18 protein-coding genes and 1 pseudogene are annotated in these 20,156 nt (G+C 73.7%); 11 read left to right on the plus strand and 8 right to left on the minus strand.

Going from position 1 to position 20,156, the window contains the following annotated elements; genetic code table 11:
- Positions 1-22 precede the first annotated feature (22 nt).
- From AB0K92_RS08670 to paaA, 5 genes are read right to left on the minus strand one after another with little or no spacing between them, the layout of a single operon-like run.
- Positions 23-1,081 carry a 2Fe-2S iron-sulfur cluster-binding protein gene (locus tag AB0K92_RS08670; RefSeq protein ID WP_365920709.1) on the minus strand — a complete coding sequence of 353 codons (1,059 nt, stop codon included), beginning with the start codon at positions 1,079-1,081 and terminating at the stop codon, positions 23-25.
- Positions 1,081-1,614, minus strand: a complete 534-nt coding sequence (paaD, locus tag AB0K92_RS08675) for a 1,2-phenylacetyl-CoA epoxidase subunit PaaD (RefSeq protein ID WP_365920711.1) — start codon at positions 1,612-1,614, stop codon at positions 1,081-1,083. The genes AB0K92_RS08670 and paaD overlap by 1 nt, the downstream gene beginning before the upstream one ends.
- Positions 1,608-2,330: a 1,2-phenylacetyl-CoA epoxidase subunit PaaC gene (gene paaC, locus AB0K92_RS08680; RefSeq protein ID WP_365920713.1), complete on the minus strand. Its 723-nt coding sequence runs from the start codon at positions 2,328-2,330 to the stop codon at positions 1,608-1,610. The genes paaD and paaC overlap by 7 nt, the downstream gene beginning before the upstream one ends.
- Positions 2,327-2,614 carry a 1,2-phenylacetyl-CoA epoxidase subunit PaaB gene (gene paaB, locus AB0K92_RS08685; protein WP_166000522.1) on the minus strand — a complete coding sequence of 96 codons (288 nt, stop codon included), beginning with the start codon at positions 2,612-2,614 and terminating at the stop codon, positions 2,327-2,329. The genes paaC and paaB overlap by 4 nt, the downstream gene beginning before the upstream one ends.
- Positions 2,611-3,633: a 1,2-phenylacetyl-CoA epoxidase subunit PaaA gene (paaA, locus tag AB0K92_RS08690; RefSeq protein WP_365920716.1), complete on the minus strand. Its 1,023-nt coding sequence runs from the start codon at positions 3,631-3,633 to the stop codon at positions 2,611-2,613. The genes paaB and paaA overlap by 4 nt, the downstream gene beginning before the upstream one ends.
- A 425-nt stretch (positions 3,634-4,058) precedes the next feature.
- On the opposite strand from paaA, the gene AB0K92_RS08695 reads away from it, so the two are divergent.
- From AB0K92_RS08695 to AB0K92_RS08705, 3 genes are all read left to right on the plus strand, one after another.
- Positions 4,059-4,880 carry a DUF5819 family protein gene (locus AB0K92_RS08695; protein WP_365920718.1) on the plus strand — a complete coding sequence of 274 codons (822 nt, stop codon included), beginning with the start codon at positions 4,059-4,061 and terminating at the stop codon, positions 4,878-4,880.
- Positions 4,877-6,094: an HTTM domain-containing protein gene (locus tag AB0K92_RS08700; protein ID WP_365920720.1), complete on the plus strand. Its 1,218-nt coding sequence runs from the start codon at positions 4,877-4,879 to the stop codon at positions 6,092-6,094. The genes AB0K92_RS08695 and AB0K92_RS08700 overlap by 4 nt, the downstream gene beginning before the upstream one ends.
- 92 nt (positions 6,095-6,186) lie before the next feature.
- Entirely contained in the window at positions 6,187-7,062 is an 876-nt protein-coding gene (locus AB0K92_RS08705; RefSeq protein WP_365920722.1) for a TrmH family RNA methyltransferase, read from the plus strand.
- On the opposite strand, the gene paaN is transcribed toward AB0K92_RS08705, so the two are convergent.
- Positions 7,059-8,750, minus strand: a complete 1,692-nt coding sequence (gene paaN, locus AB0K92_RS08710; protein WP_365920724.1) for a phenylacetic acid degradation protein PaaN — start codon at positions 8,748-8,750, stop codon at positions 7,059-7,061. The genes AB0K92_RS08705 and paaN overlap by 4 nt on opposite strands.
- 160 nt (positions 8,751-8,910) lie before the next feature.
- Between paaN and AB0K92_RS08715 the strand changes: the two genes are divergently transcribed.
- On the plus strand, positions 8,911-10,428 hold the full coding sequence (locus AB0K92_RS08715; protein WP_365920726.1) for a 3-hydroxyacyl-CoA dehydrogenase: 1,518 nt from the start codon (positions 8,911-8,913) through the stop codon (positions 10,426-10,428).
- Positions 10,425-11,015: a TetR/AcrR family transcriptional regulator gene (locus AB0K92_RS08720; protein WP_365920728.1), complete on the plus strand. Its 591-nt coding sequence runs from the start codon at positions 10,425-10,427 to the stop codon at positions 11,013-11,015. The genes AB0K92_RS08715 and AB0K92_RS08720 overlap by 4 nt, the downstream gene beginning before the upstream one ends.
- A 77-nt stretch (positions 11,016-11,092) precedes the next feature.
- Here AB0K92_RS08720 and AB0K92_RS08725 read toward each other — a convergent pair whose 3' ends face one another.
- Positions 11,093-11,593, minus strand: a complete 501-nt coding sequence (locus AB0K92_RS08725) for an Lrp/AsnC family transcriptional regulator (RefSeq protein WP_240926252.1) — start codon at positions 11,591-11,593, stop codon at positions 11,093-11,095.
- A gap of 191 nt (positions 11,594-11,784) precedes the next feature.
- Between AB0K92_RS08725 and pdhA the strand changes: the two genes are divergently transcribed.
- The 5 genes from pdhA (at position 11,785) to AB0K92_RS08750 (ending at position 18,078) form a co-directional block, all read left to right on the plus strand.
- A complete protein-coding gene (pdhA, locus tag AB0K92_RS08730; protein ID WP_365920730.1) occupies positions 11,785-12,918 on the plus strand; it encodes a pyruvate dehydrogenase (acetyl-transferring) E1 component subunit alpha in 1,134 nt (377 codons plus the stop codon).
- Positions 12,918-13,922: an alpha-ketoacid dehydrogenase subunit beta gene (locus AB0K92_RS08735; protein WP_166000539.1), complete on the plus strand. Its 1,005-nt coding sequence runs from the start codon at positions 12,918-12,920 to the stop codon at positions 13,920-13,922. The genes pdhA and AB0K92_RS08735 overlap by 1 nt, the downstream gene beginning before the upstream one ends.
- Positions 13,922-15,598, plus strand: coding sequence for a dihydrolipoamide acetyltransferase family protein (locus tag AB0K92_RS08740; protein WP_365920732.1), 1,677 nt, complete (start codon positions 13,922-13,924; stop codon positions 15,596-15,598). Before AB0K92_RS08735 ends, AB0K92_RS08740 begins: the two co-directional genes overlap by 1 nt.
- An 81-nt stretch (positions 15,599-15,679) precedes the next feature.
- Positions 15,680-16,588, plus strand: coding sequence for an NTP transferase domain-containing protein (locus tag AB0K92_RS08745; RefSeq protein WP_365920734.1), 909 nt, complete (start codon positions 15,680-15,682; stop codon positions 16,586-16,588).
- Complete coding sequence (locus AB0K92_RS08750; protein ID WP_365920736.1) at positions 16,585-18,078, plus strand: molybdopterin molybdotransferase MoeA; 1,494 nt, start codon at positions 16,585-16,587, stop codon at positions 18,076-18,078. Before AB0K92_RS08745 ends, AB0K92_RS08750 begins: the two co-directional genes overlap by 4 nt.
- A gap of 83 nt (positions 18,079-18,161) precedes the next feature.
- On the opposite strand, the gene AB0K92_RS08755 is transcribed toward AB0K92_RS08750, so the two are convergent.
- Positions 18,162-19,277, minus strand: a complete 1,116-nt coding sequence (locus AB0K92_RS08755) for a potassium channel family protein (RefSeq protein ID WP_365920738.1) — start codon at positions 19,275-19,277, stop codon at positions 18,162-18,164.
- Between the two features lie 92 nt (positions 19,278-19,369).
- On the opposite strand from AB0K92_RS08755, the pseudogene AB0K92_RS08760 reads away from it, so the two are divergent.
- A pseudogene (locus AB0K92_RS08760) lies at positions 19,370-20,044 on the plus strand (NAD(P)-binding protein); the annotation flags it as partial.
- Positions 20,045-20,156 lie beyond the last annotated feature (112 nt).

Raw genomic sequence — 20,156 nt, forward strand, 5'->3', positions numbered from 1 at the left:
CCGCAGGGAACGCCGGAGCGGCTCAGCGGTCGAAGTCCAGTTCCACCCGCTCCGTCACCGGATGCGACTGGCAGGCCAGTACGTATCCGGCTTCCGTCTCCTCCCTCTCCAGCGCGTAATTGCGGTCCATGCGTACCTCGCCGGAGACCAGGAAGGCCCGGCAGGTGCCGCACACGCCGCCCTTGCAGGCGTACGGCGCGTCGGGCCGGTTGCGCAGCACCGTCTCCAGCAGGGATTCGCCGTCGCGTACGGGCCAGGTGCCGCCGCGGCCGTCGAGCCGGGCCGTCACCGTGCTGTGCGTGAGGGCGGGTCCGGCCGGCGCGGTGGCGGGGCCGGCGTCCACGTGGAAGATCTCCTCGTGGATCCGGGCGCGCGGCACCTCCAGGTCGCGCAGTGCCCGCTCCGCGCCCTGGACCAGTCCGTACGGCCCGCACAGGAACCATCCGGCGACGTCCGCCACGGGCAGCAGTGCGGGCAGCAGGCCGGTCAGCCGTTCCCGGTCGAGCCGCCCGGACGGCAGGCCCGCCTGCTGTTCCTCCCGGGAGAGCACGGTGACCAGCTGCAACCGCTCCGGGTAGCGGTCCTTCAGGTCGGCGACCTCTTCGAGGAACATCGTCGAGGTGGTCGTGCGGTCGCTGCGGATCAGGCAGAACCGGGCGCGGGGCTCGCGGGCGAGCAGGGTGGAGACGATCGACAGCACCGGGGTGATGCCGCTGCCGCCGACGATCGCCGCGTACAGCCCCGGTGCGGGCTCCAGGGTGAAGCGGCCGGCGGGGGTCATCACCTCCAGCTCGTCCCCGAGGTTGATCTCTTTCAGCGCGTACGTCGAGAACGCGCCGCCCTCGACCATCCGCACTCCGACGCGCAGTTCCCGGGGGCCCTCGCCGTCGGGTGCCGGGGAGCAGATCGAGTACGTCCGGCGGATCTCCGTGCCGTCCACGGTGCGGCGCAGCGCCAGGTGCTGGCCGGGCGCGTGCCGGTACTGATCGCGCAGCTCCGGGGGGACGGCGAGGGTCAGGGCGACGGAGTCGTCGGTGAGCCGGTCGACCGCGGTGACCCGGAGTGTGTGGAAGCGGGCCATCACAACTCCTTGAAGTGGTCGAACGGTTCACGGCAGGCGAGGCAGCGGCGCAGCGCCTTGCACGCGGTGGAGGAGAAACGGCTGAGCAGTTCGGTGTCGGCGGAGCCGCAGTGCGGGCAGCGGACGGGGTCGTCTTCCGGGCCGGCCTGCCGGGTGCGGGTCGGGCCCAGGGTTACCGGCACCGGTCCGCGGGCGCGGTGGGCGCGCGGCGGGGCGATGCCGAACTCCCGCAGCTTGCGGCGGCCTTCGTCGGTGATGTCGTCCGTGGACCAGGCGGGCGCGAGCACCGTGCGGACGGTGACGTCGCGTACGCCGTGCTCGTGCAGCACCCGTTCTATGTCCAGCGACATGGTCTCCAGGGCGGGGCAGCCGGTGTACGTCGGGGTCAGCTCGACCTCGACGGTGTCCGCGTCGCGGACGTGCACCGCGCGCAGGACGCCCAGCTCGCGCAGGGTGAGGACGGGCAGTTCGGGGTCGGGGACCGAGCCGGCGAGTTCCAGCAGTTCCGCCTCCAGCGGGGTGACCGTCACCATGACGCCCCCGGGTGGCTGCGGTGCAGGTGCTGCATCTCGGCGAGCATCCGGCCGAACGGCTCGGTGTGCAGTCCCTCCCGGCCGGCGCCGGCCGACCAGGCGCCGGTGCGCGGGCCTTCGGGCACGGTCAGGGTGGCCCGGCGCAGTACCTCGCCGACGGACTCCAGCCAGGCGGCGTCCAGTGCCGGGGCGTCCACGTCCAGGCCGTCCACGGGACGGAACATCTCGCCGGTGAACCGCCACAGCGCGTCGCAGGCCCGCTGCATGCGCCGCCGGCTCTCCTCGGTGCCGTCGCCGAGGCGCAGGGTCCACTGTTCGGCGTGGTCGCGGTGGTAGGCGACCTCCTTGACGGCCTTGGCGGCGAGTCCGGCGAACGGGCCGTCACCGCTGGCGAGGCGGTCGTAGAGCAGGTGCTGGTAGGTCGAGAAGTACAGCTGGCGGGCGATGGTGTGCGCGAAGTCGCCGTTGGGCTGTTCCACCAGCTGGAGGTTGCGGAAGGCGCGCTCCTCGCGCAGGTACGCCAGTTCGTCCTCGTCGCCGACCATCGACAGCAGCACCCGGGCCTGGCCGAGCAGGTCCAGGGCGATGTTGGCGAGGGCGACCTCCTCCTCCAGGACGGGGGCGTGGCCGGCCCATTCGCCGAGGCGGTGGGAGAGCACCAGGGCGTCGTCGCCGAGGGCGAGGGCGGCCGTCGTGGGAACCGTGCTGGTCGTCACAGGTGCTGCACCCCCTCGGGGATCTCGTAGAACGTCGGGTGGCGGTAGGGCTTGTCAGCGGCCGGCTCGAAGAACGGGTCCTTCTCGTCGGGGGAGGACGCGGTGATCGCCGAGGACGGCACGACCCAGATGGAGACGCCCTCGCCGCGCCGCGTGTACAGGTCGCGGGCGTTGCGCAGGGCCAGCTCCGCGTCCGGCGCGTGCAGGCTGCCGGCGTGGGTGTGGGCGAGGCCCCGGCGCGAGCGCACGAAGACCTCCCACAGGGGCCAGTCGGTGGTGGTCATGCCCGCGCCTCCTCGCGCTCGCCGGTGTGCTTGGCCGCGTAGGCGGCGGCCGCCTCGCGGACCCAGGCGCCCTCTTCGTGGGCGCGCCTGCGCTGGTTCAGGCGCTGTTCGTTGCACGGTCCGTTGCCCTTGAGGACCTCCCAGAACTCCGTCCAGTCGATCGGGCCGAAGTCGTAGTGCCCCCGCTCCTCGTTCCACCGCAGGTCCGGGTCGGGGAGGGTGAGGCCCAGGGACTCGGCCTGCGGGACGCAGATGTCGACGAAGCGCTGGCGCAGCTCGTCGTTGGAGTGCCGCTTGATCTTCCAGGCCATCGACTGCGCCGAGTGCTGCGACTCGTCGTCGGGCGGGCCGAACATCATCAGGGACGGCCACCACCAGCGGTTCACCGCGTCCTGTGCCATCGCGTGCTGTTCGGGGGTGCCGCGGCTGAGCGCCAGCAGCAGTTCGTACCCCTGGCGCTGGTGGAAGGACTCCTCCTTGCAGATGCGGACCATCGCGCGTGCGTACGGGCCGTAGGAGCAGCGGCACAGAGGGACCTGGTTGGTGATCGCGGCGCCGTCCACCAGCCAGCCGATGGCGCCGACGTCGGCCCAGGTCAGCGTGGGGTAGTTGAAGATCGACGAGTACTTCTGGCGGCCCGCGTGAAGCTTGTCCAGCAGCTCGTCGCGGCTCGTGCCGAGCGTTTCCGCCGCGCTGTAGAGATACAGGCCGTGGCCGGCCTCGTCCTGGACCTTGGCCATCAGGATGGCCTTGCGGCGCAGTGAGGGCGCGCGGGTGATCCAGTTGGCCTCCGGCTGCATGCCGATGATCTCGGAGTGGGCGTGCTGGGCGATCTGCCGGACGAGCGTCGCCCGGTAGGCGTCGGGCATCCAGTCGCGCGGCTCGATGCGCTCGTCGGCGGCCACCGCGGCGTCGAAGGCGCGCTGGTACGCGGCCGTGTCGCCGGCCGTCTCACCGGCGGTGTCCTGTGTGCCGTACGCCTGACCGCGGGCCGTGTGCGGCGCGGCTGCTGTCGCCATGAGGTCCCCCTCGACCTGGGCTCCGCGAGGAGCAAGCTCCCGACCGATCGTTCGGTTCGTGCGCTTCCATGGTGAGACGGGCGCCGTAAGGTGTCAACCGCTGTGGATAACCTGCGGCGGTGGCTGTGGACGACGGGCGCGGCCGGCCGAAAGGGCTGTGCCGGGCGGGCGCCGCTGAGTAGCGTTCGCCTGCGGGCGCCCGCGGGACTGGTGTGCGCGGGTGTGCGGGGCGGTGAGGGCTTCGCGCCGGTCTCGCCGCCGGCGCCACGGCGGACTCAGGGCTTCGCGGACGGGCGGGCGGAGAAGACGGACCGGATATCGGGAACGGGGCGGGCGGAATGGACGCGCACGGCGGCGCAGAGGACGCGTACGGGGAAGGCGCGGGTGTTCCGGCCGAACGGGCCGATGGAAGGCCTTCGGCGAGTGTGGCCAAGGGCGCCGACGGGCCTGACGGCGCTGGTGGTGCGTTCGGTGTTCAGACGGCCGACTCGCCGCAGCCTGCCGGGTCCGCCGGGTCCGCCGGGTCCGCCGGGTCTGCCGGGTCCGCCGAGTCTGCCGGGTCCGCCGAATCTGCCGCGTCCGCCGAGCCGGTCAGCGCCCGCACCGGGGTCGCCGCGCTCTCCCTGCGCTATCAGATCGGCGTGGCCCTGGCGCTCGCCGTGGTCGCGGCGACCGTCTGCGTGCACTTGGGGATGGTGTTCCTGCACGTCGCGCCGTCGAACACGGTGACCAAGGCGCACGGTGAGGCGATCGACGACTGGATCTACCCCGAGTTCGAGCAGAACTGGAAGCTGTTCGCGCCGAACCCGCTCCAGCAGAACATCGCCGTCCAGGTGCGCGCCCAGGTCCGCACCGCGGACGGCGCCACCCGCACCACCGGCTGGTACGACCTGTCCGCCGAGGACGGCCGGGCCATCGACGGCAATCTGCTGCCCAGCCACACCCAGCAGAACGAGCTGCGCCGCGCGTGGGACTTCTACACCGCCACGCACACCGGTGGGAACCGGGCCACCGCCTCGCGCGGCGCGCTCGCCGAGACGTATCTGCGCCGGATCGTCGTGCTGCGGCTGCACCGCGCGGAGGCCGCCGGACCGGGCGGCGCCGTCGAACGCGTCCAGGTCCGCTCCCGTACCACCCCCGTGCGCCCGCCGCGGTGGAGCGACGAGCGGATCTCGCTGAAGCCGGTCTACCGGGAGCTGTCCTGGTGGACGGTGCCGGCGGACGAGACCCGGGGAGGTGTGGGGTGAATCGCTTCGCCCTCGCGCTCTCCGGCGCCATCGCCCGGGTCACCGAGACCGCTCACGGCCCGTACCAGACCGCCGTCGTCCGTATCGGCTTCGCCGCGACCTGGCTGCTGTTCCTGCTGCGCGAGTTCCCGCACCGCGCGGAGCTGTACGGCCCCGACGGACCGTGGAGCTGGCGTCTCGCCGACGAGCTGATCGCGCAGAACGGCGCCTTCACCGTGCTGATGTGGTCCGGCGGGCGGGTCTGGTTCGAGATCGTCTACGGCTTCGCCGTGCTGGCCGCCCTGCTGCTGCTGGTGGGCTGGCGGACCCGCACCTCGGCCGTGCTCTTCATGGTGGGCGTGCTGTCGCTGCAGAACCGCAGCGTCTTCATGGGCGACGGCGGCGACAACGTCGTGCACCTCATGTGCGTCTACCTGGTCTTCACGCGGTGCGGCCGGGTCTGGTCGCTCGACGCGCGACGCGTCCGCCGCGTCCGGGAAGCGCACGCGCGCGGGGAGCGGTTCCCGGACCGGACCGGGCCCGCGCTGTGGGCCGTACTGGGGCTGGCGCTGGCCGCGGCCACCGCGGCGGGCCGGCTCGACGGCGACCCGATGGTGCCCGCGCTGCTGTGGGGCTGCCTGCTGGCGCAGGCCCTGTGGTGGCTGGTCGGCCGCTACGCGCGTACCGCGCAGCCGCGGATCCTGCTCGACGTGATCGCCAACATCCTGCACAACGGCGCCCTGCTGGTGATCATGGCCGAGGCGTGCCTGATCTACGCCACGGCCGGCTGGTACAAGATCCAGGGCTCCCGCTGGCAGGACGGCACCGCCGTCTACTACCCCCTCCACCTCGACTACTTCTCCCCGTGGCCCGCCCTCGCCGACGCGCTCGCCGCCAGCGGCACCATGGTGATGCTGGTGACGTACGGGACGGTCCTGGTGCAGGTGGCCTTCCCGTTCACGCTGCTTCACCGGCGGGTGAAGAACGTGCTGCTCGCCGCGATGATCACCGAGCACCTGGTGATCGCCGTGGTCCTCGGGCTGCCGTTCTTCTCGCTGGCCATGATCGCGGCGGACGCGGTGTTCCTGCCGACGGCCTTCCTGCGCCGCCTGGGCGGCTGGGCGGCACGCGCGCGGGGCCGGCTGCTCCCCCGCGCGGGTCGAGGCGGCCCGGTGCCCGGCCCGCCCGCCCCGGAGCGGGCCGCACCCAGCCACGCCGGCTCTCCGGCCGCGTAGGCGGCACGACCGCAGGCCGGCCGCAGGGGTTCCGCACGGTCACTCAGGCTGCACGGCCGTACGGCCCGTACGTGGCCGCGTAGGCTGCCCGCATGAACGACCCCGTGAGCCGCAGGCACGGTCACGACGCGGCGGGCCCCACCGATTCCACCGATGCCGGAAGCCGCGCGGTGGACGGCTCCTCCGGGCCGCCGGAACCGGCGCGTCCCACCGACCCCGTGTCCGCGTGGCACCGGCTCACCGCCACCTGTGTGCTGCTGGACGGCTTCCACGCCCTCAAGCACGCCGTCCGCTTCGGCGCCGAGATCCCCGTGGCCGTCGCCGTCGACCGGGGCGCCGCGCTCGCCCTCGCGGAGGAGCTGGCCCCGGACGTACGGCCGGCGCTGGACGCGCTGCTCACCGAGGTCCCCGAGTCGGCGTACGCCGCGCTCGTGCCGCGCCCGCACCCCACCGCCGTGGCCGCCCTCGCCGTACGGCCGTCCCGCGCGGCGAACCTGGAGCGGCTGGCGCGCGCCCCGCGCACCGCCCCCGTGGTCGTCCTCGACAACCCCCGCAACCTCGGCAACGCGGGCGCGGTGATCCGGCTGGCCGCCGGGTTCGGCGCGACCGGTGTGGTCACCACCGGCACCCTCGACCCCTGGCATCCCACGGTCGTGCGCGGCGGGGCGGGGCTGCACTTCGCCACCGCGGTGGAGCGGCTGGAGCCGGCCGAACTGCCGCCGGGCCCCTTGTTCGCGCTGGATCCGGAGGGTGACGACATCCGGGGCGTGAAGCTCCCGGACGACGCCGTCCTCGCCTTCGGCTCCGAGCGCAGCGGGCTGTCCGAAGGGCTGCGCGCGCGGGCCGACCATCTGCTGGCCCTGCCGATGCGTCCCCAGGTCTCCAGCTACAACCTCGCGACCAGCGTGGCCATGACGCTGTACCACTGGAGCCTGAGGGCGGGAGCGGGCCACGGGGGTCCGGTCTAGGACTCCCGGCGGACCTCCACCACGCGGAACCGGTTCGCCACGAACGCCGCGTCGGTGAGGGCCGCGTTCGCCGCCGGGTTGCCGCCCGAGCCGTGGAAGTCGGAGAAGGCGGCCGTCTGGTTGACGTACACCCCGCCGGTCAGGTTGAGGGACAGCTGGGCGGCCTCCTCCAGGCAGACCTCCTCGACGGCCCGCTCGAACTCCTCGTCGGTGGTGTACGCGCCGACCGTCATGGCGCCCTTCTCGCGGACCGTGCGGCGCAGCAGCTCCAGCGCGTCGGCCGGCGAGTCGACGGCGACCGCGAAGGAGACCGGGCCGAAGCACTCGCTCATGTAGGCGGCCTCGTCGTCGGGCTTGGCGCCGTCCAGCTTGACGATGACCGGGGTGCGCACCACCGCGTCGGGGAAGTCGGGGTTCGTGACCTCGCGGGAGGCCAGCGCGACCTCGCCGAGCCCGGCGGCGCCCTCCAGGCGGGCCTTGACGTCCGGGTTGACGATCGCGCCGAGCAGCGCGTTCGCGCGGGCGTCGTCGCCGAGCAGGCCGTCGACCGCGCGGGCGAGGTCGGCGACCACCTCGTCGTAGGTCTTGGGGCCCTGGTCGGTGCGGATGCCGTCGCGCGGGATGAGCAGGTTCTGCGGGGTGGTGCACATCTGGCCGCTGTACAGCGACAGGGAGAAGGCCAGGTTGGACAGCATCCCCTTGTAGTCACCGGCCGACTCGACGAGGACGGTGTTGACGCCGGCCTTCTCGGTGTAGACCTGCGCCTGGCGGGCGTGGGTCTCCAGCCAGTCGCCGAAGGCGGTGGAGCCGGTGTAGTCGATGATCCGGATCTCGGGGCGGGTGGCGAGCGTCTTGGCGATGCCCTCGCCGGGCCGCTCGGCGGCCAGGGCGACCAGGTTCGGGTCGAAGCCCGCCTCGGCGAGCACCTCGCGGGCGATCCGCACGGTCAGCGCGAGCGGCAGCACCGCGCGGGGGTGCGGCTTCACCAGCACCGCGTTGCCGGTGGCGAGGGAGGCGAACAGGCCCGGGTAGCCGTTCCACGTGGGGAAGGTGTTGCAGCCGATGACCAGGCCGATGCCGCGCGGGACCGGGGTGAAGCGCTTGGTCAGCTCCAGCGGGTCGCGCTTGCCCTGGGGCTTGGTCCACTCGGCGGACTCCGGGGTGCGGGTCTGCTCCGCGTACGCGTACGCCACCGCCTCCAGGCCGCGGTCCTGGGCGTGCGGGCCGCCCGCCTGGAACGCCATCATGAACGCCTGACCGGAGGTGTGCATGACCGCGTGCGCGAACTCGTGCGTCCGGTCGCTGATCCGCTTCAGGATCTCCAGGCACACCACCGCGCGCAGCTCCGGTCCCGCGTCGCGCCACGCGCCCTGGCCGGCCCGCATGGCGGGCAGCAGCACGTCGACGTCCGCGTGCGGATACTCCACGCCCAGCTCGATGCCGTACGGCGACACCTCGCCGCCCACCCAGCCGTCGGTGCCGGGCTGGTCCAGGTCGAGGCGGGTGTTCAGGACGGCGTCGAAGGCGGCCTTGCCCGCCGCCGCGTCCAGGCTGCCGTTCTCGCCGTAGGCCTTGGGGTGCTCGGGGTGCGGCGACCAGTACGCGCGCGTGCGGATGGCTTCCAGCGCCTGGTCCAGGGTGGGCCGGTGCCGGGTGATCAGCTGGGGCGCGGTGAGTTCGGCGGCCATGCGGGACCAACTCCTCGTCTCAAGAGCTCCTCGTCGAGCTCATGACCTGGACAAAGACAGGGGCGGGAACAGGCGGACAGAGTTAGAGTAACCGAACGATCGGTCGGGACAAGGGGGTCCGCCGCATCTGTGGACAACGCCGTGCGGGAGGATCGCGCTCATGACAGCACTCGACCTCAGCAGCCCCGTGGCCGTCGTCGGCACCGGCACCATGGGCCAGGGCATCGCCCAGGTGGCGCTGGTCGCGGGCCACCCCGTACGGCTCTACGACGCCGCTCCCGGGCGCGCGGCGCAGGCGGCGGCGGCGATCGGCGCCCGCCTCGACCGGCTCGTCGAGAAGGGCCGGCTCACCGGCGCCGGCCGGGACGCGGCCCGCGACCGGCTCCGCCCCGTCGACAGCCTCACGGACCTCGCCGACTGCGCGCTGGTCGTGGAGGCCGTCCTGGAGCGGCTGGACGTCAAACAGGAGCTGTTCCGCGCGCTGGAGGACGTCGTCGCCGATGACTGCCTGCTCGCCACCAACACCTCGTCCCTGTCGGTGACCGCCATCGGCGGCGCCCTGCGCCATCCGGGCCGGTTCGTCGGACTGCACTTCTTCAACCCCGCGCCGCTGCTGCCGCTGGTGGAGGTCGTCTCCGGGTTCGCCACCGACGTCACGTCGGCCACGCGCGCGTACGAGACGGCCCGCGCGTGGGGCAAGACGCCGGTCGCCTGCGCGGACACCCCCGGCTTCATCGTCAACCGCATCGCGCGCCCCTTCTACGCCGAGGCGTTCGCCGTCCACGAGTCGCAGGGCGCCGATCCGGCCACCATCGACGCGGTGCTGCGCGAGTCGGGCGGCTTCAGGATGGGCGCCTTCGAGCTGACCGACCTCATCGGGCAGGACGTCAACGAGTCCGTCACGCACTCCGTGTGGCAGTCCTTCTTCCAGGACGTGCGCTTCGCCCCGTCGCTCGCCCAGCGCCGGCTGGTCGAGTCCGGCCGTCTCGGCCGCAAGAGCGGGCAGGGCTGGTACGACTACCGGGACGGCGCCGAGCGGCCCGAACCGCACACCGCGGAGGGGGCCGAGCCGCCCGCGTACGTCGTCGTCGAGGGCGGTCTGGGCCCCGCCGCCGAGCTGCCGGCGATGATCCGCGAGGCGGGCATCCAGGTCCGCGAGGAGGACGAGGACAACGGCACCCGCCTGGTGCTGCCCAGCGGCGGCCACCTGGTCCTCGCCGACGGCCAGACCTCGGCGGAGTTCCGCGACGTCGTCTACTTCGACCTCGCCCTCGACTACCGCGCGGCGACCCGGGTCGCCCTGTCCGCCTCCCAGGACACCAACCCGCAGACCGTCGCCGAGGCCACCGGCCTCTTCCAGGCGCTCGGCAAGAAGGTCAGCGTCATCGGGGACGTCCCCGGCATGATCGTGGCCCGCGCGGTGGCCCGCATCATCGACCTCGCGTACGACGCCGTCGCCAAGGGGGTGGCCACCGAGGAGGACATCGACACCGCGATGCGCCTGGGCGTCAACTACCCTCTGGGACCCTTCGAGTGGAGCCGCAGGCTCGGCCGCCGCTGGGCCTACGACCTCCTCGACGACCTGCACCTGCGCGATCCGTCCGGCCGCTACGCGCCGTCCCTCGCGCTGTACCGCCACGCGTACGCCACCGACCGACGGGAGGGCGGCACCTCATGACCACCGCCAGGCGCGACACGTACACCCCGGAGAGCCTGCTGTCGGTCGCCGTGCAGGTCTTCAACGAGCGCGGCTACGACGGCACCTCCATGGAGCACCTGTCCAAGGCGGCGGGCATCTCCAAGTCGTCGATCTACCACCACGTCGCCGGCAAGGAGGAGCTGCTGCGCCGGGCCGTCAGCCGGGCGCTGGACGGGCTCTTCGCGATCCTCGACGAGGAGCACGCGCGCGTGGGGCGTGCCGCCGACCGCCTGGAGTACGTCGTCCGGCGCATGGTCGAGGTGCTCACGGCCGAGCTGCCGTACGTCACCCTGCTGCTGCGGGTGCGCGGCAACACCGGCACCGAGCGCTGGGCCCTGGAGCGCCGCCGCGACTTCGACCACCGGGTCGCCGAGCTGCTGAGGGCGGCGGCGGCCGACGGGGACGTGCGCGGCGACGTGGAGTTCCGGCTGGCGACCCGGCTGGTCTTCGGAATGATCAACTCCATCGTGGAGTGGTACCGCCCGGACGGCCGCGGCGCGGGCGCGCGCGAGGTGGGCGACGCGGTGGTCCGGCTCGTCTTCGACGGGTTGCGGCGAACGGACTGAGACGGCCTCGGGGCGGTGCGGCGTCCGAGGGTGCCGTCGGGCTCGGGTCACCGCGATCCGCCCCGCGTGGTGCGCGGTCAGCTCTGCGGCTCCAGATCCTCCTCCTCGAAAACCAGCAGGGTGCGGGTGGAGAGCACCTCGGGGATGGCCTGGAGGCGGGTGAGGACCAGTTCGCGCAGGGCCCGGTTGTCGGGGGTGTGGACCAGCAGCAGGACGTCGAAGTCACCGCCCACCAGGGCGATGTGCGAAGCGCCGGGCAGCTTCCGCAGCTGTTCGCGGACCGTGCGCCAGGAGTTCTGGACGATCTTCAGGGTGATGTACGCCGAGGTGCCCTGCCCGGCGCGCTCATGGTTCACGCGCGCCCCGAAGCCACGGATCACGCCGTCCTCGACGAGCCGGTTGATGCGCGCGTAGGCGTTGGCGCGCGAGACGTGCACCCGCTCGGCGACGGAGCGTATGGACGCGCGGCCGTCCGCCTGGAGCATCCGGAGAATGTCCTGGTCGATGGCGTCGAGGGGGCGGGGCGGCGGAAGCGGGACCCCGGGGCTGGCGGCCTCGGCCATTTGTTCAGGTGCCATGTCCCCCCGCCTCTCTACCATGGACGTACTGCGTCCATCTCAGGTTGTGCAGAACCGTTTGTCCACAGCCTGGACCCGCCTGTAGCCAAAATGTGCCGTCGACCGAACAATCGGTAGGTGAGGCGCGTCACAGACGCCGCGCCTCTCGAAGCCGCTCCCACGAGGAGCCGCTCCCACGAGGAGGTGCCGTCATGACGGTCATGGAGCAGCGGGGCGCTTACCGGCCCACACCGCCGCCCGCGTGGCAGCCCCGAACCGACCCGGGGCCGCTGCTGCCGGACGCGGAGCCGTACCGCGTCCTGGGCACCGAGGCGGCGGCGAAGGCCGATCCCGAGCTGCTGCGCACGCTCTACGCCCAGCTGGTCCGCGGCCGCCGCTACAACGCGCAGGCCACCGCCCTCACCAAGCAGGGCCGGCTCGCCGTCTATCCGTCCAGCACCGGCCAGGAGGCCTGCGAGGTCGCCGCCGCGCTCGCCCTGGAGGAGCGCGACTGGCTCTTCCCCAGCTACCGCGACACCCTCGCCGCCGTCGCCCGCGGCGTCGACCCCGTCGAGGCGCTGACCCTGCTGCGCGGCGACTGGCACACCGGCTACGACCCGCACGAACACCGCGTGGCCCCCCTGTGCACCCCCCTCGCGACGCAGCTCCCGCACGCCGTCGGCCTCGCCCACGCCGCCCGGCTCAAGGGCGACGACGTGGTCGCGCTGGCCATGGTCGGCGACGGCGGCACCAGCGAGGGCGACTTCCACGAGGCGCTGAACTTCGCCGCCGTATGGCAGGCACCGGTCGTCTTCCTCGTCCAGAACAACGGCTTCGCGATCTCCGTCCCGCTCGCCAAGCAGACCGCCGCCCCGTCCCTCGCCCACAAGGCCGTCGGGTACGGGATGCGCGGCCGCCTGGTCGACGGCAACGACGCGGCGGCCGTGCACGAGGTGCTGACCGACGCCGTACGGCAGGCCCGCGCGGGCGGCGGCCCCACCCTCGTGGAGGCCGTCACGTACCGCGTCGACGCCCACACCAACGCCGACGACGCCACCCGCTACCGCACCGACGACGAGGTCGAGGCCTGGCGCGCGCACGACCCGATCCAGCTGCTGGAGCGGGAGCTGACCGGCCGCGGCCTGCTCGACGAGGCCGCGATCCAGGCCGCGCGGGACGACGCCGAGACCATGGCCGCCGACCTGCGCGCCCGGATGAACCAGGACCCCCTGCTCGACCCCATGGACCTGTTCGCCCACGTCTACGCCGAACCCACCACCCAGCTGCGCGAGCAGCAGGCCCAGTTGCAGGCCGAGCTGGCGGCGGAGCAGGAAGGGGCCCACTGATGACCACCGTCGCCGTCAAGCCGGCCACCATGGCGCAGGCCCTCACGCGCGCGCTGCGCGACGCCATGGCCGCCGACCCGTCCGTGCACGTCCTCGGTGAGGACGTCGGCACGCTCGGCGGCGTCTTCCGGGTCACCGACGGACTCGCCAAGGAGTTCGGCGAGGACCGCTGCACCGACACCCCGCTCGCCGAGGCCGGCATCCTCGGCACCGCCGTCGGCATGGCGATGTACGGGCTGCGCCCGGTCGTGGAGATGCAGTTCGACGCCTTCGCGTACCCGGCGTTCGAGCAGCTCCTGTCGCACGTGGCGAAGATGCGCAACCGCACCCGCGGCAGGATGCCGCTCCCGATCACCATCCGCGTCCCCTACGGCGGCGGCATCGGCGGCGTCGAGCACCACAGCGACTCCTCCGAGGCGTACTACATGGCGACTCCGGGTCTCCACGTCGTCACGCCCGCGACCGTCGCCGACGCCTACGGCCTCCTGCGCGCCGCCATCGCCTCCGACGACCCGGTCGTCTTCCTGGAGCCCAAGCGGCTGTACTGGTCGAAGGACTCCTGGAACCCGGAGCAGCCGCAGCACGTTGAACCCATCGGCCGCGCGGTCGTGCGGCGCTCCGGCCGGAGCGCCACGCTGATCACGTACGGTCCGTCGGTGCCCGTGTGCCTCGAAGCCGCCGAGGCGGCGCGGACCGAGGGGTGGGACCTCGAAGTCGTCGACCTGCGCTCGCTGGTGCCGTTCGACGACGAGACGGTCTGCGCCTCGGTGCGGCGGACCGGGCGAGCGGTCGTCGTCCATGAGTCCAGCGGGTTCGGCGGGCCGGGCGGGGAGATCGCCTCCCGGGTCACCGAGCGCTGCTTCCACCACCTGGAGGCGCCGGTGCTGCGCGTGGCCGGATTCGACATCCCCTATCCGCCGCCCATGCTGGAGCGGCATCATCTGCCCGGCGTCGACCGGATCCTGGACGCCGTGGCGCGTCTGCAATGGGAGGCCGAGAGCTGATGGCACAGGTGCTGGAGTTCAAGCTCCCCGACCTCGGCGAGGGGCTCACCGAGGCGGAGATCGTGCGCTGGCTGGTGCAGGTCGGCGACGTCGTCGCCGTCGACCAGCCGGTCGTCGAGGTCGAGACGGCCAAGGCCATGGTCGAGGTCCCCTGCCCCTACGGCGGTGTGGTCACCGCCCGCTTCGGCGAGGAGGGCACCGAGCTGCCCGTCGGGGCACCCCTGATCACCGTCGCGGTCGGCGCCGCCCCCGGCTCCGACACGCCCGCCCCGGACACCGGTACCGGTGCCTCCGAGACCGCCGCGGCGCCCAGCCGTACGACCGGCGGCGCCGCCGAGGCGTCGCGGCAGAGCGAGGGCTCCGGCAACGTTCTGGTGGGCTACGGCACGGGCGCGCCGCCGGCCCGCCGCCCCCGGGTGCGCCCCCAGCCGCCGGGCACGGGCACGGCCGCGCGGACCCCCGAGCGCACACCGGCCGCCGCGGCCACCCCGCCGGCCACCGCCGACCGCGAACGCGTCCACGGCGACCGCCTCGACGGGGGCAGGGACGGCCTCAACGGCAGCGGTGAGCACGTCAACGGCAGCGGTGACCACGTCAACGGCACCGGTGACCACCTCGACGGCACCAGCGACCGCCTCCTCGGGGACGGCCCCGTACCCGTGATCTCCCCGCTCGTGCGCCGGCTCGCCCGCGAGAACGGGCTGGACCTGCGGGAGCTGACCGGCTCCGGCCCGGACGGGCTGATCCTCCGCGCGGATGTGGAGTACGCGCTGCGCGCCGCGGCGGCCCAGGGCGGCCGTACGACGGCTCCGCAGTCTCAGCCGCAGTCGCCGCAGCCGCAGCCGCAGTCTCAGCCGCAACCGCAGGGGCAGCCGCAACCGCAGGCGCAGCCGCGCGCGGCCGCCGCCCAGGCGTCCGCGACGGCCCCCGCAGCCACCGCCGGTACTCCGGCATCCGCGGCTTCCCCCGCCTCCCGGACCATCGGCGCGGGCACCCGTGTGCCGCTGCGGGGTGTGCGCGGCGCCGTCGCGGACAAGCTGTCCCGCAGCCGGCACGAGATCCCGGACGCCACCTGCTGGGTGGACGCCGACGCGACCGAGCTGATGCGGGCCCGCGCCGCGATGAACGCCGCCGGGGGACCGAAGATCTCCCTGATCGCCCTGCTGGCCCGGATCTGCACCGCCGCACTCGCCCGCTACCCGGAGCTGAACTCCACCGTGGACATGGCCGCGCGGGAGGTCGTCCGGCTCGACCAGGTCCACCTGGGCTTCGCCGCGCAGACCGACCGGGGCCTCGTCGTCCCCGTCGTCCGCGACGCGCACGCGCGCGACGCCGAGGGCCTGACCGCGGAGTTCGCCCGGCTGACCGAGGCGGCCCGGGCCGGGACCCTGACGCCGGGGGAGCTGACCGGCGGCACGTTCACGCTGAACAACTACGGCGTGTTCGGCGTCGACGGCTCCACGCCGATCATCAACCACCCCGAGGCGGCCATGCTCGGCGTCGGCCGGATCGTCCCCAAGCCGTGGGTGCACGAGGGCGAGCTGGCGGTCCGCCAGGTCGTGCAGCTCTCGCTCACCTTCGACCACCGCGTCTGCGACGGCGGCACGGCCGGCGGATTCCTGCGCTATGTCGCCGACTGCGTCGAACAGCCGGCGGTGCTGCTGCGCACCCTGTGACGCGCGCACCTCTCGTCGCCACCCCTGTCCACATGGTGTGACAGGGGTGGCAACGATCTTCGGGGCGCTCATACTCGGGGCATGACTCCGCACGCGCCCCCACCCGGCACCCACGCCCCGCGCGGCGACGTCCAGTGCGACGCCGTGGTGCTCGCGGGTGGTGCCGCGCGGCGGCTCGGCGGCGCCGACAAGCCCGCCGTACGGGTAGGCGGCCGGCCCCTGCTCGACCGGGTGCTCGCCGCCTGCGCCGAGGCCCGCACCACCGTCGTCGTCGCCGACCCGCGCCCCACCGCCCGCCCGGTGACCTGGGCGCGGGAGGACCCGCCCGGCGCCGGCCCGGTCGCCGCCCTCGACGCCGGACTGCGGCACACGGCCGCCGAGCACGTCGTGGTGCTCTCCGCGGACCTGCCGTTCCTCGACGCGGGCACGGTACGGCGGTTGCGGGCCGCCCTGGCCGCGAGCGGCGCCGAGGGCGCGCTGCTCACCGACGCCGACGGCCACGACCAGCCGCTCGTCGCCGTCTACCGCACCGGCGCACTGCGCCGCGAGCTGGCCGCGCTCAGCGCCGCGCACGGCACGCTCACCGGTCTTCCGCTGCGCCGGCTGACCGGTGCGCTGGACCTCATCCGTGTCCCGGACCCGGTCGCCTCCTTCGACTGTGACACCTGGGACGACATCGCCTCCGCAAGGGCACGCATCAGGGAGCATGGGTACGTGTTGGATGAATGGATCTCCGCAGTCAAGGACGAGCTGGGCATCGACCTCGACGTCGACACCGGTGTGCTGCTCGACCTGGCCCGCGACGCCGCGCACGGCGTGGCACGCCCCGCGGCCCCGCTGACCACCTTCCTCGTCGGCTACGCCGCCGCCCGCGCGGACGGCGGCCCGGAGGCCGTCGCCGAGGCCGCCCGCAAGGCCGCCGCGCTGGCGCAGCGCTGGGCGGACGAGGCCGCCGCGGCCGGACCCGGCACGCGTCCGGACGCCGGATGACCGCCCCCGGCACCCGGGCCGGTGAGGACGCCCACGACCTCGACGTCGAGGAGGCCCTGGCCCTCGTGAAACCGCCTCACCGCCGCACTCCCGGCGACCACGTCCCCGCGCGTGGCGACCACGCCTCAGCGCCTGGGGACCGGGGCGCCTCGCCCGGCGACCAGGCCCCCGCCCCCGCGCCTCAGGACGCCACGACCGCAGGGCAGGGCACCGGCCCCACCGCCTCCCGGCAGCACGCCCACCACCGCGCCCACCACGGCGCCCACCACCGTGCCACGCCCTGGCCGGAGGCCCGCGCGACGGCCGAACGGGCCGGACGCGCCACCCGCGCCGGCGCGGCGGAGGCGGGACGGTCCGCCGTCACCCTTCCCCTGGACGGGGCCCTCGGCCTGGTCCTCGCCGCGCCGCTGACGGCCCTCACCGACCTGCCCTCCTTCGACACCTCGGCGATGGACGGCTGGGCCGTCGCCGGCCCCGGCCCCTGGACCCTGCGCGAGGACGGCGTGCTGGCGGGACACGCGCAGCCCGCACGCCTCGCCGACGGCGAGGCCGTCCGCATCGCCACCGGCGCCCGGATCCCGCCGGACACCACGGCGGTCCTGCGCAGCGAGTACGGCCTCACGGACGACAAGGGCCGCCTCCATCCGACCCGGAACCACCTCGGCCACGGCCAGGACATCCGCCCCCGCGCCCAGGAGTGCCGCAGCGGGGACCAGCTGCTGCCCGCCGGCACGCCCGTCACCCCCGCCGTCCTCGGACTGGCCGCCGCGGCCGGGTACGACACCCTCACCGTGGTCCCCCGCCCGCGCGTCGACGTCCTCGTCCTCGGCGACGAACTGCTCACCGAGGGCCTGCCGCACGACGGACTCATCCGCGACGCCCTCGGCCCCATGCTTCCGCCGTGGCTGCGGGCGCTCGGCGCCGAGGTCACGGCGGTCCGCCGGATCGGCGACGACGCCGACGCGCTGCACCGTGCGATCGCCGACAGCGAGGCGGAACTCGTCGTCACCACCGGCGGCACCGCGGCGGGCCCCGTCGACCACGTCCATCCCACGCTGCGCCGCATCGGCGCGCGGCTGGTCGTCGACGGCGTGAAGGTACGCCCCGGCCACCCCATGCTCCTGGCCCGCCTCACGGAGGGCCGGTACCTCGTCGGCCTGCCCGGCAACCCGCTCGCGGCCGTCTCCGGACTGCTCACCCTCGCCGAGCCCCTGCTGCGCGCCCTCGCCGGGCGTCCGGCCCCGGAGCGCTACGCGCTGCCGCTGAGGGACGGAGCCCACGGGCACCCGTACGACACCCGGCTGATCCCCGTCCTCCTGCGCGGTGAGCGCGCCGTGCCGCTGCACTACAACGGCCCGGCGATGCTGCGCGGCGTCGCGGCGGCCGACGCGCTGGCCGTCGTACCGCCGGGCGGGGCGGAGCCGGGTCAGGAGACGGAGATCCTGGAACTGCCCTGGGCGACGGCCGGGCTCGCCGCGTGTTTCACGTGAAACAACCCGGCTGACGCGCCATCTTCGACCCCGTCGACCCCTTCGACCACTTAGGGCGATTCGGTCGAGTCGGTGGAGTCGGCCTACTCCGCCCCGTCCATCCCCGGGCGGCTCACCGTGATCAAGTGGTCGCCGGGCTGGAGCTGGGTGTGCCAGCCGGTCGCGTAGTCCAGCCGCTTGCGGTCGCGGATGACGGCGAGCACCAGGTCACCGCATTCGCGGGGCGTGCGGCCGATCTCCTCCGGGGTGACGGTGCGCTCGATGAGGTCCAGGCCGCTGCCGAGGGTCATCAGGTCCTCCAGGGCGCGGGCCGCGGGCGGGCTGGCCATGAAGGTGCCGAGCAGCCGGCCGGCCGAGCTGGAGCTGGTCACCACGGTGTCCGCGCCGCTCTGCTTGAGCAGCGGCACGTTCTCGTCCTCCCGGACGGCCACCACGATCGTCGCGCGCCGGTTCAGCTGGCGCGCGGTGAGGGTGATCAGCGTGGCCGTCTCGTCCCGCTGCGGGGCGACGATCACCTGGGAGGCGCGCTGCAGCTCCGCCTTGAGCAGCGTCTCGGACAGCGTGGCGTCCCCGTTGATCGCCACCAGGCCGTCGTCGCCGGCTGCGGTCACCGCCTTGTGCTGGGCGTCCACGACGACGATCCGGCTCTTGTCGATGCCCTGCCCGACCAGCGTCTGCACGGCGTGGCGGCCCTTCGTGCCGTAGCCGATGAGCACGATGTGGTCCCGGGTCCGGGTGCGCCAGCGGTGGATGCGGACCTGCTGGCGGGTCCGCTCCGTGAGGACCTCCAGGGTGGTGCCGACCAGGATGATCAGGAACAGCACGCGCAGCGGGGTGATGACGAAGATGTTGGTGAGCCGCGCGGCGTCGCTTACCGGGGTGATGTCGCCGTACCCGGTGGTGGAGAGGGTGACGGTGGCGTAGTAGGCCGCGTCGACGAGGTCGACGGAGCCGTCGGAGTTGTCGTTGTAGCCTTCGCGGTCGAAGTAGACCAGCACGATGGTGACGACCAGCACCACCAGCGCCATGACCAGGCGTTTGATGACCTGCTGGAGGGGCGGTACGACGGTCTCCGTCGGCATCGTGATGGCGCGGCCCGCCTCCGCGTCGTCGCGTGCCTCCTTGCGCGAGCGGTACCACAGCGCCCGCAGAAGAGCTGCTCTCTTCTGCGGGGAATGCGGTTGTTCGTCGCCCTTCATCGTGAGCCCCCTGTGACGCTGATCCGGACAGTCGGCACCATGGTTCCCGACGAGCGCCCGTCCGTCACAACGCACACCCCTGGAGGCCTGTCTTGCGGGACCACACCGTCGTCGTCGGTTTCGGCACGAAGGGCCGGTCGGCGATCCGTGCCGCCTGCGCCACGGGGCTGCGCAAGGAGCGGGTCGTCGTGGTCGACCCGAGCAACAAGGCGATCGACGCCGCGACGGCCGAAGGCTATGCCGCGGTGCTCGGCGACGCCACCCGCAGCGAGGTGCTGAAACGCGCCGAGGTGCAGCGGGCGGGCCAGATCATCATCGCCACCCAGCGCGACGACACGGCCGTTCTGGTGGCGCTGACGGCCCGGCAGCTCAACGCCCGGGCGAAGATCGTGGCCGCGGTGCGCGAGGAGGAGAACGCGCCGCTGCTGAAGCAGTCCGGCGCGGACGAGGTGATCACCAGCGCGGGCGCGGCCGGCCGGCTGCTGGGGCTGTCCGTGCTGAGCCCGGCGGCGGGCCGGGTGATGGAGGACCTGATCCGGCAGGGCAGCGGCCTGGACATCGTCGAGCGGCCCGTCACCCGGGCCGAGGTGGGACTGAGCCCGCGCGAGACGCCCGACCTGGTGGTGAGCGTCGTCCGCGGGCACCGGGTGCTCGGCTACGACGACCCGGCCGTCGGCCGGCTGGAGCTGACGGACCGGGTGATCACCATCGTCCCGGCGGAGGAACAGGAGGAGCGACCGGGCCTGCCGCCCACCATGGGCCGCTGAGGGCCACACCGCGGGGGCACCCTTTCCGGGCGCCGAGCGCCGGGCGCCGGGCGCCGGACGGACATTGAAGTCGTAGGTACTGCTACGCCGGGAGCCCGTTTCGCTCTGCAGA

Origin of the sequence: Streptomyces sp. NPDC052687, from assembly GCF_040678395.1 — a bacterium.
In the GTDB taxonomy this organism is placed as follows: Bacteria; Actinomycetota; Actinomycetes; order Streptomycetales; family Streptomycetaceae; genus Streptomyces.

Excerpts from the sequence above, each read along its gene's own strand:
- AB0K92_RS08745 (WP_365920734.1), top strand. The coding sequence starts at position 15,680 with ATGACTCCGCACGCGCCCCCACCCGGCACCCACGCCCCGCGCGGCGAC.
- AB0K92_RS08735 (WP_166000539.1), top strand. The coding sequence starts at position 12,918 with ATGACCACCGTCGCCGTCAAGCCGGCCACCATGGCGCAGGCCCTCACG.
- AB0K92_RS08740 (WP_365920732.1), top strand. The coding sequence starts at position 13,922 with ATGGCACAGGTGCTGGAGTTCAAGCTCCCCGACCTCGGCGAGGGGCTC.
- AB0K92_RS08670 (WP_365920709.1), bottom strand. The coding sequence starts at position 1,081 with ATGGCCCGCTTCCACACACTCCGGGTCACCGCGGTCGACCGGCTCACC.
- paaB (WP_166000522.1), bottom strand. The coding sequence starts at position 2,614 with ATGACCACCACCGACTGGCCCCTGTGGGAGGTCTTCGTGCGCTCGCGC.
- AB0K92_RS08705 (WP_365920722.1), top strand. The coding sequence starts at position 6,187 with ATGAACGACCCCGTGAGCCGCAGGCACGGTCACGACGCGGCGGGCCCC.
- paaA (WP_365920716.1), bottom strand. The coding sequence starts at position 3,633 with ATGGCGACAGCAGCCGCGCCGCACACGGCCCGCGGTCAGGCGTACGGC.
- AB0K92_RS08725 (WP_240926252.1), bottom strand. The coding sequence starts at position 11,593 with ATGGCACCTGAACAAATGGCCGAGGCCGCCAGCCCCGGGGTCCCGCTT.
- pdhA (WP_365920730.1), top strand. The coding sequence starts at position 11,785 with ATGACGGTCATGGAGCAGCGGGGCGCTTACCGGCCCACACCGCCGCCC.
- paaN (WP_365920724.1), bottom strand. The coding sequence starts at position 8,750 with ATGGCCGCCGAACTCACCGCGCCCCAGCTGATCACCCGGCACCGGCCC.
- AB0K92_RS08750 (WP_365920736.1), top strand. The coding sequence starts at position 16,585 with ATGACCGCCCCCGGCACCCGGGCCGGTGAGGACGCCCACGACCTCGAC.
- paaD (WP_365920711.1), bottom strand. The coding sequence starts at position 1,614 with ATGGTGACGGTCACCCCGCTGGAGGCGGAACTGCTGGAACTCGCCGGC.
- AB0K92_RS08720 (WP_365920728.1), top strand. The coding sequence starts at position 10,425 with ATGACCACCGCCAGGCGCGACACGTACACCCCGGAGAGCCTGCTGTCG.
- AB0K92_RS08715 (WP_365920726.1), top strand. The coding sequence starts at position 8,911 with ATGACAGCACTCGACCTCAGCAGCCCCGTGGCCGTCGTCGGCACCGGC.
- AB0K92_RS08755 (WP_365920738.1), bottom strand. The coding sequence starts at position 19,277 with ATGAAGGGCGACGAACAACCGCATTCCCCGCAGAAGAGAGCAGCTCTT.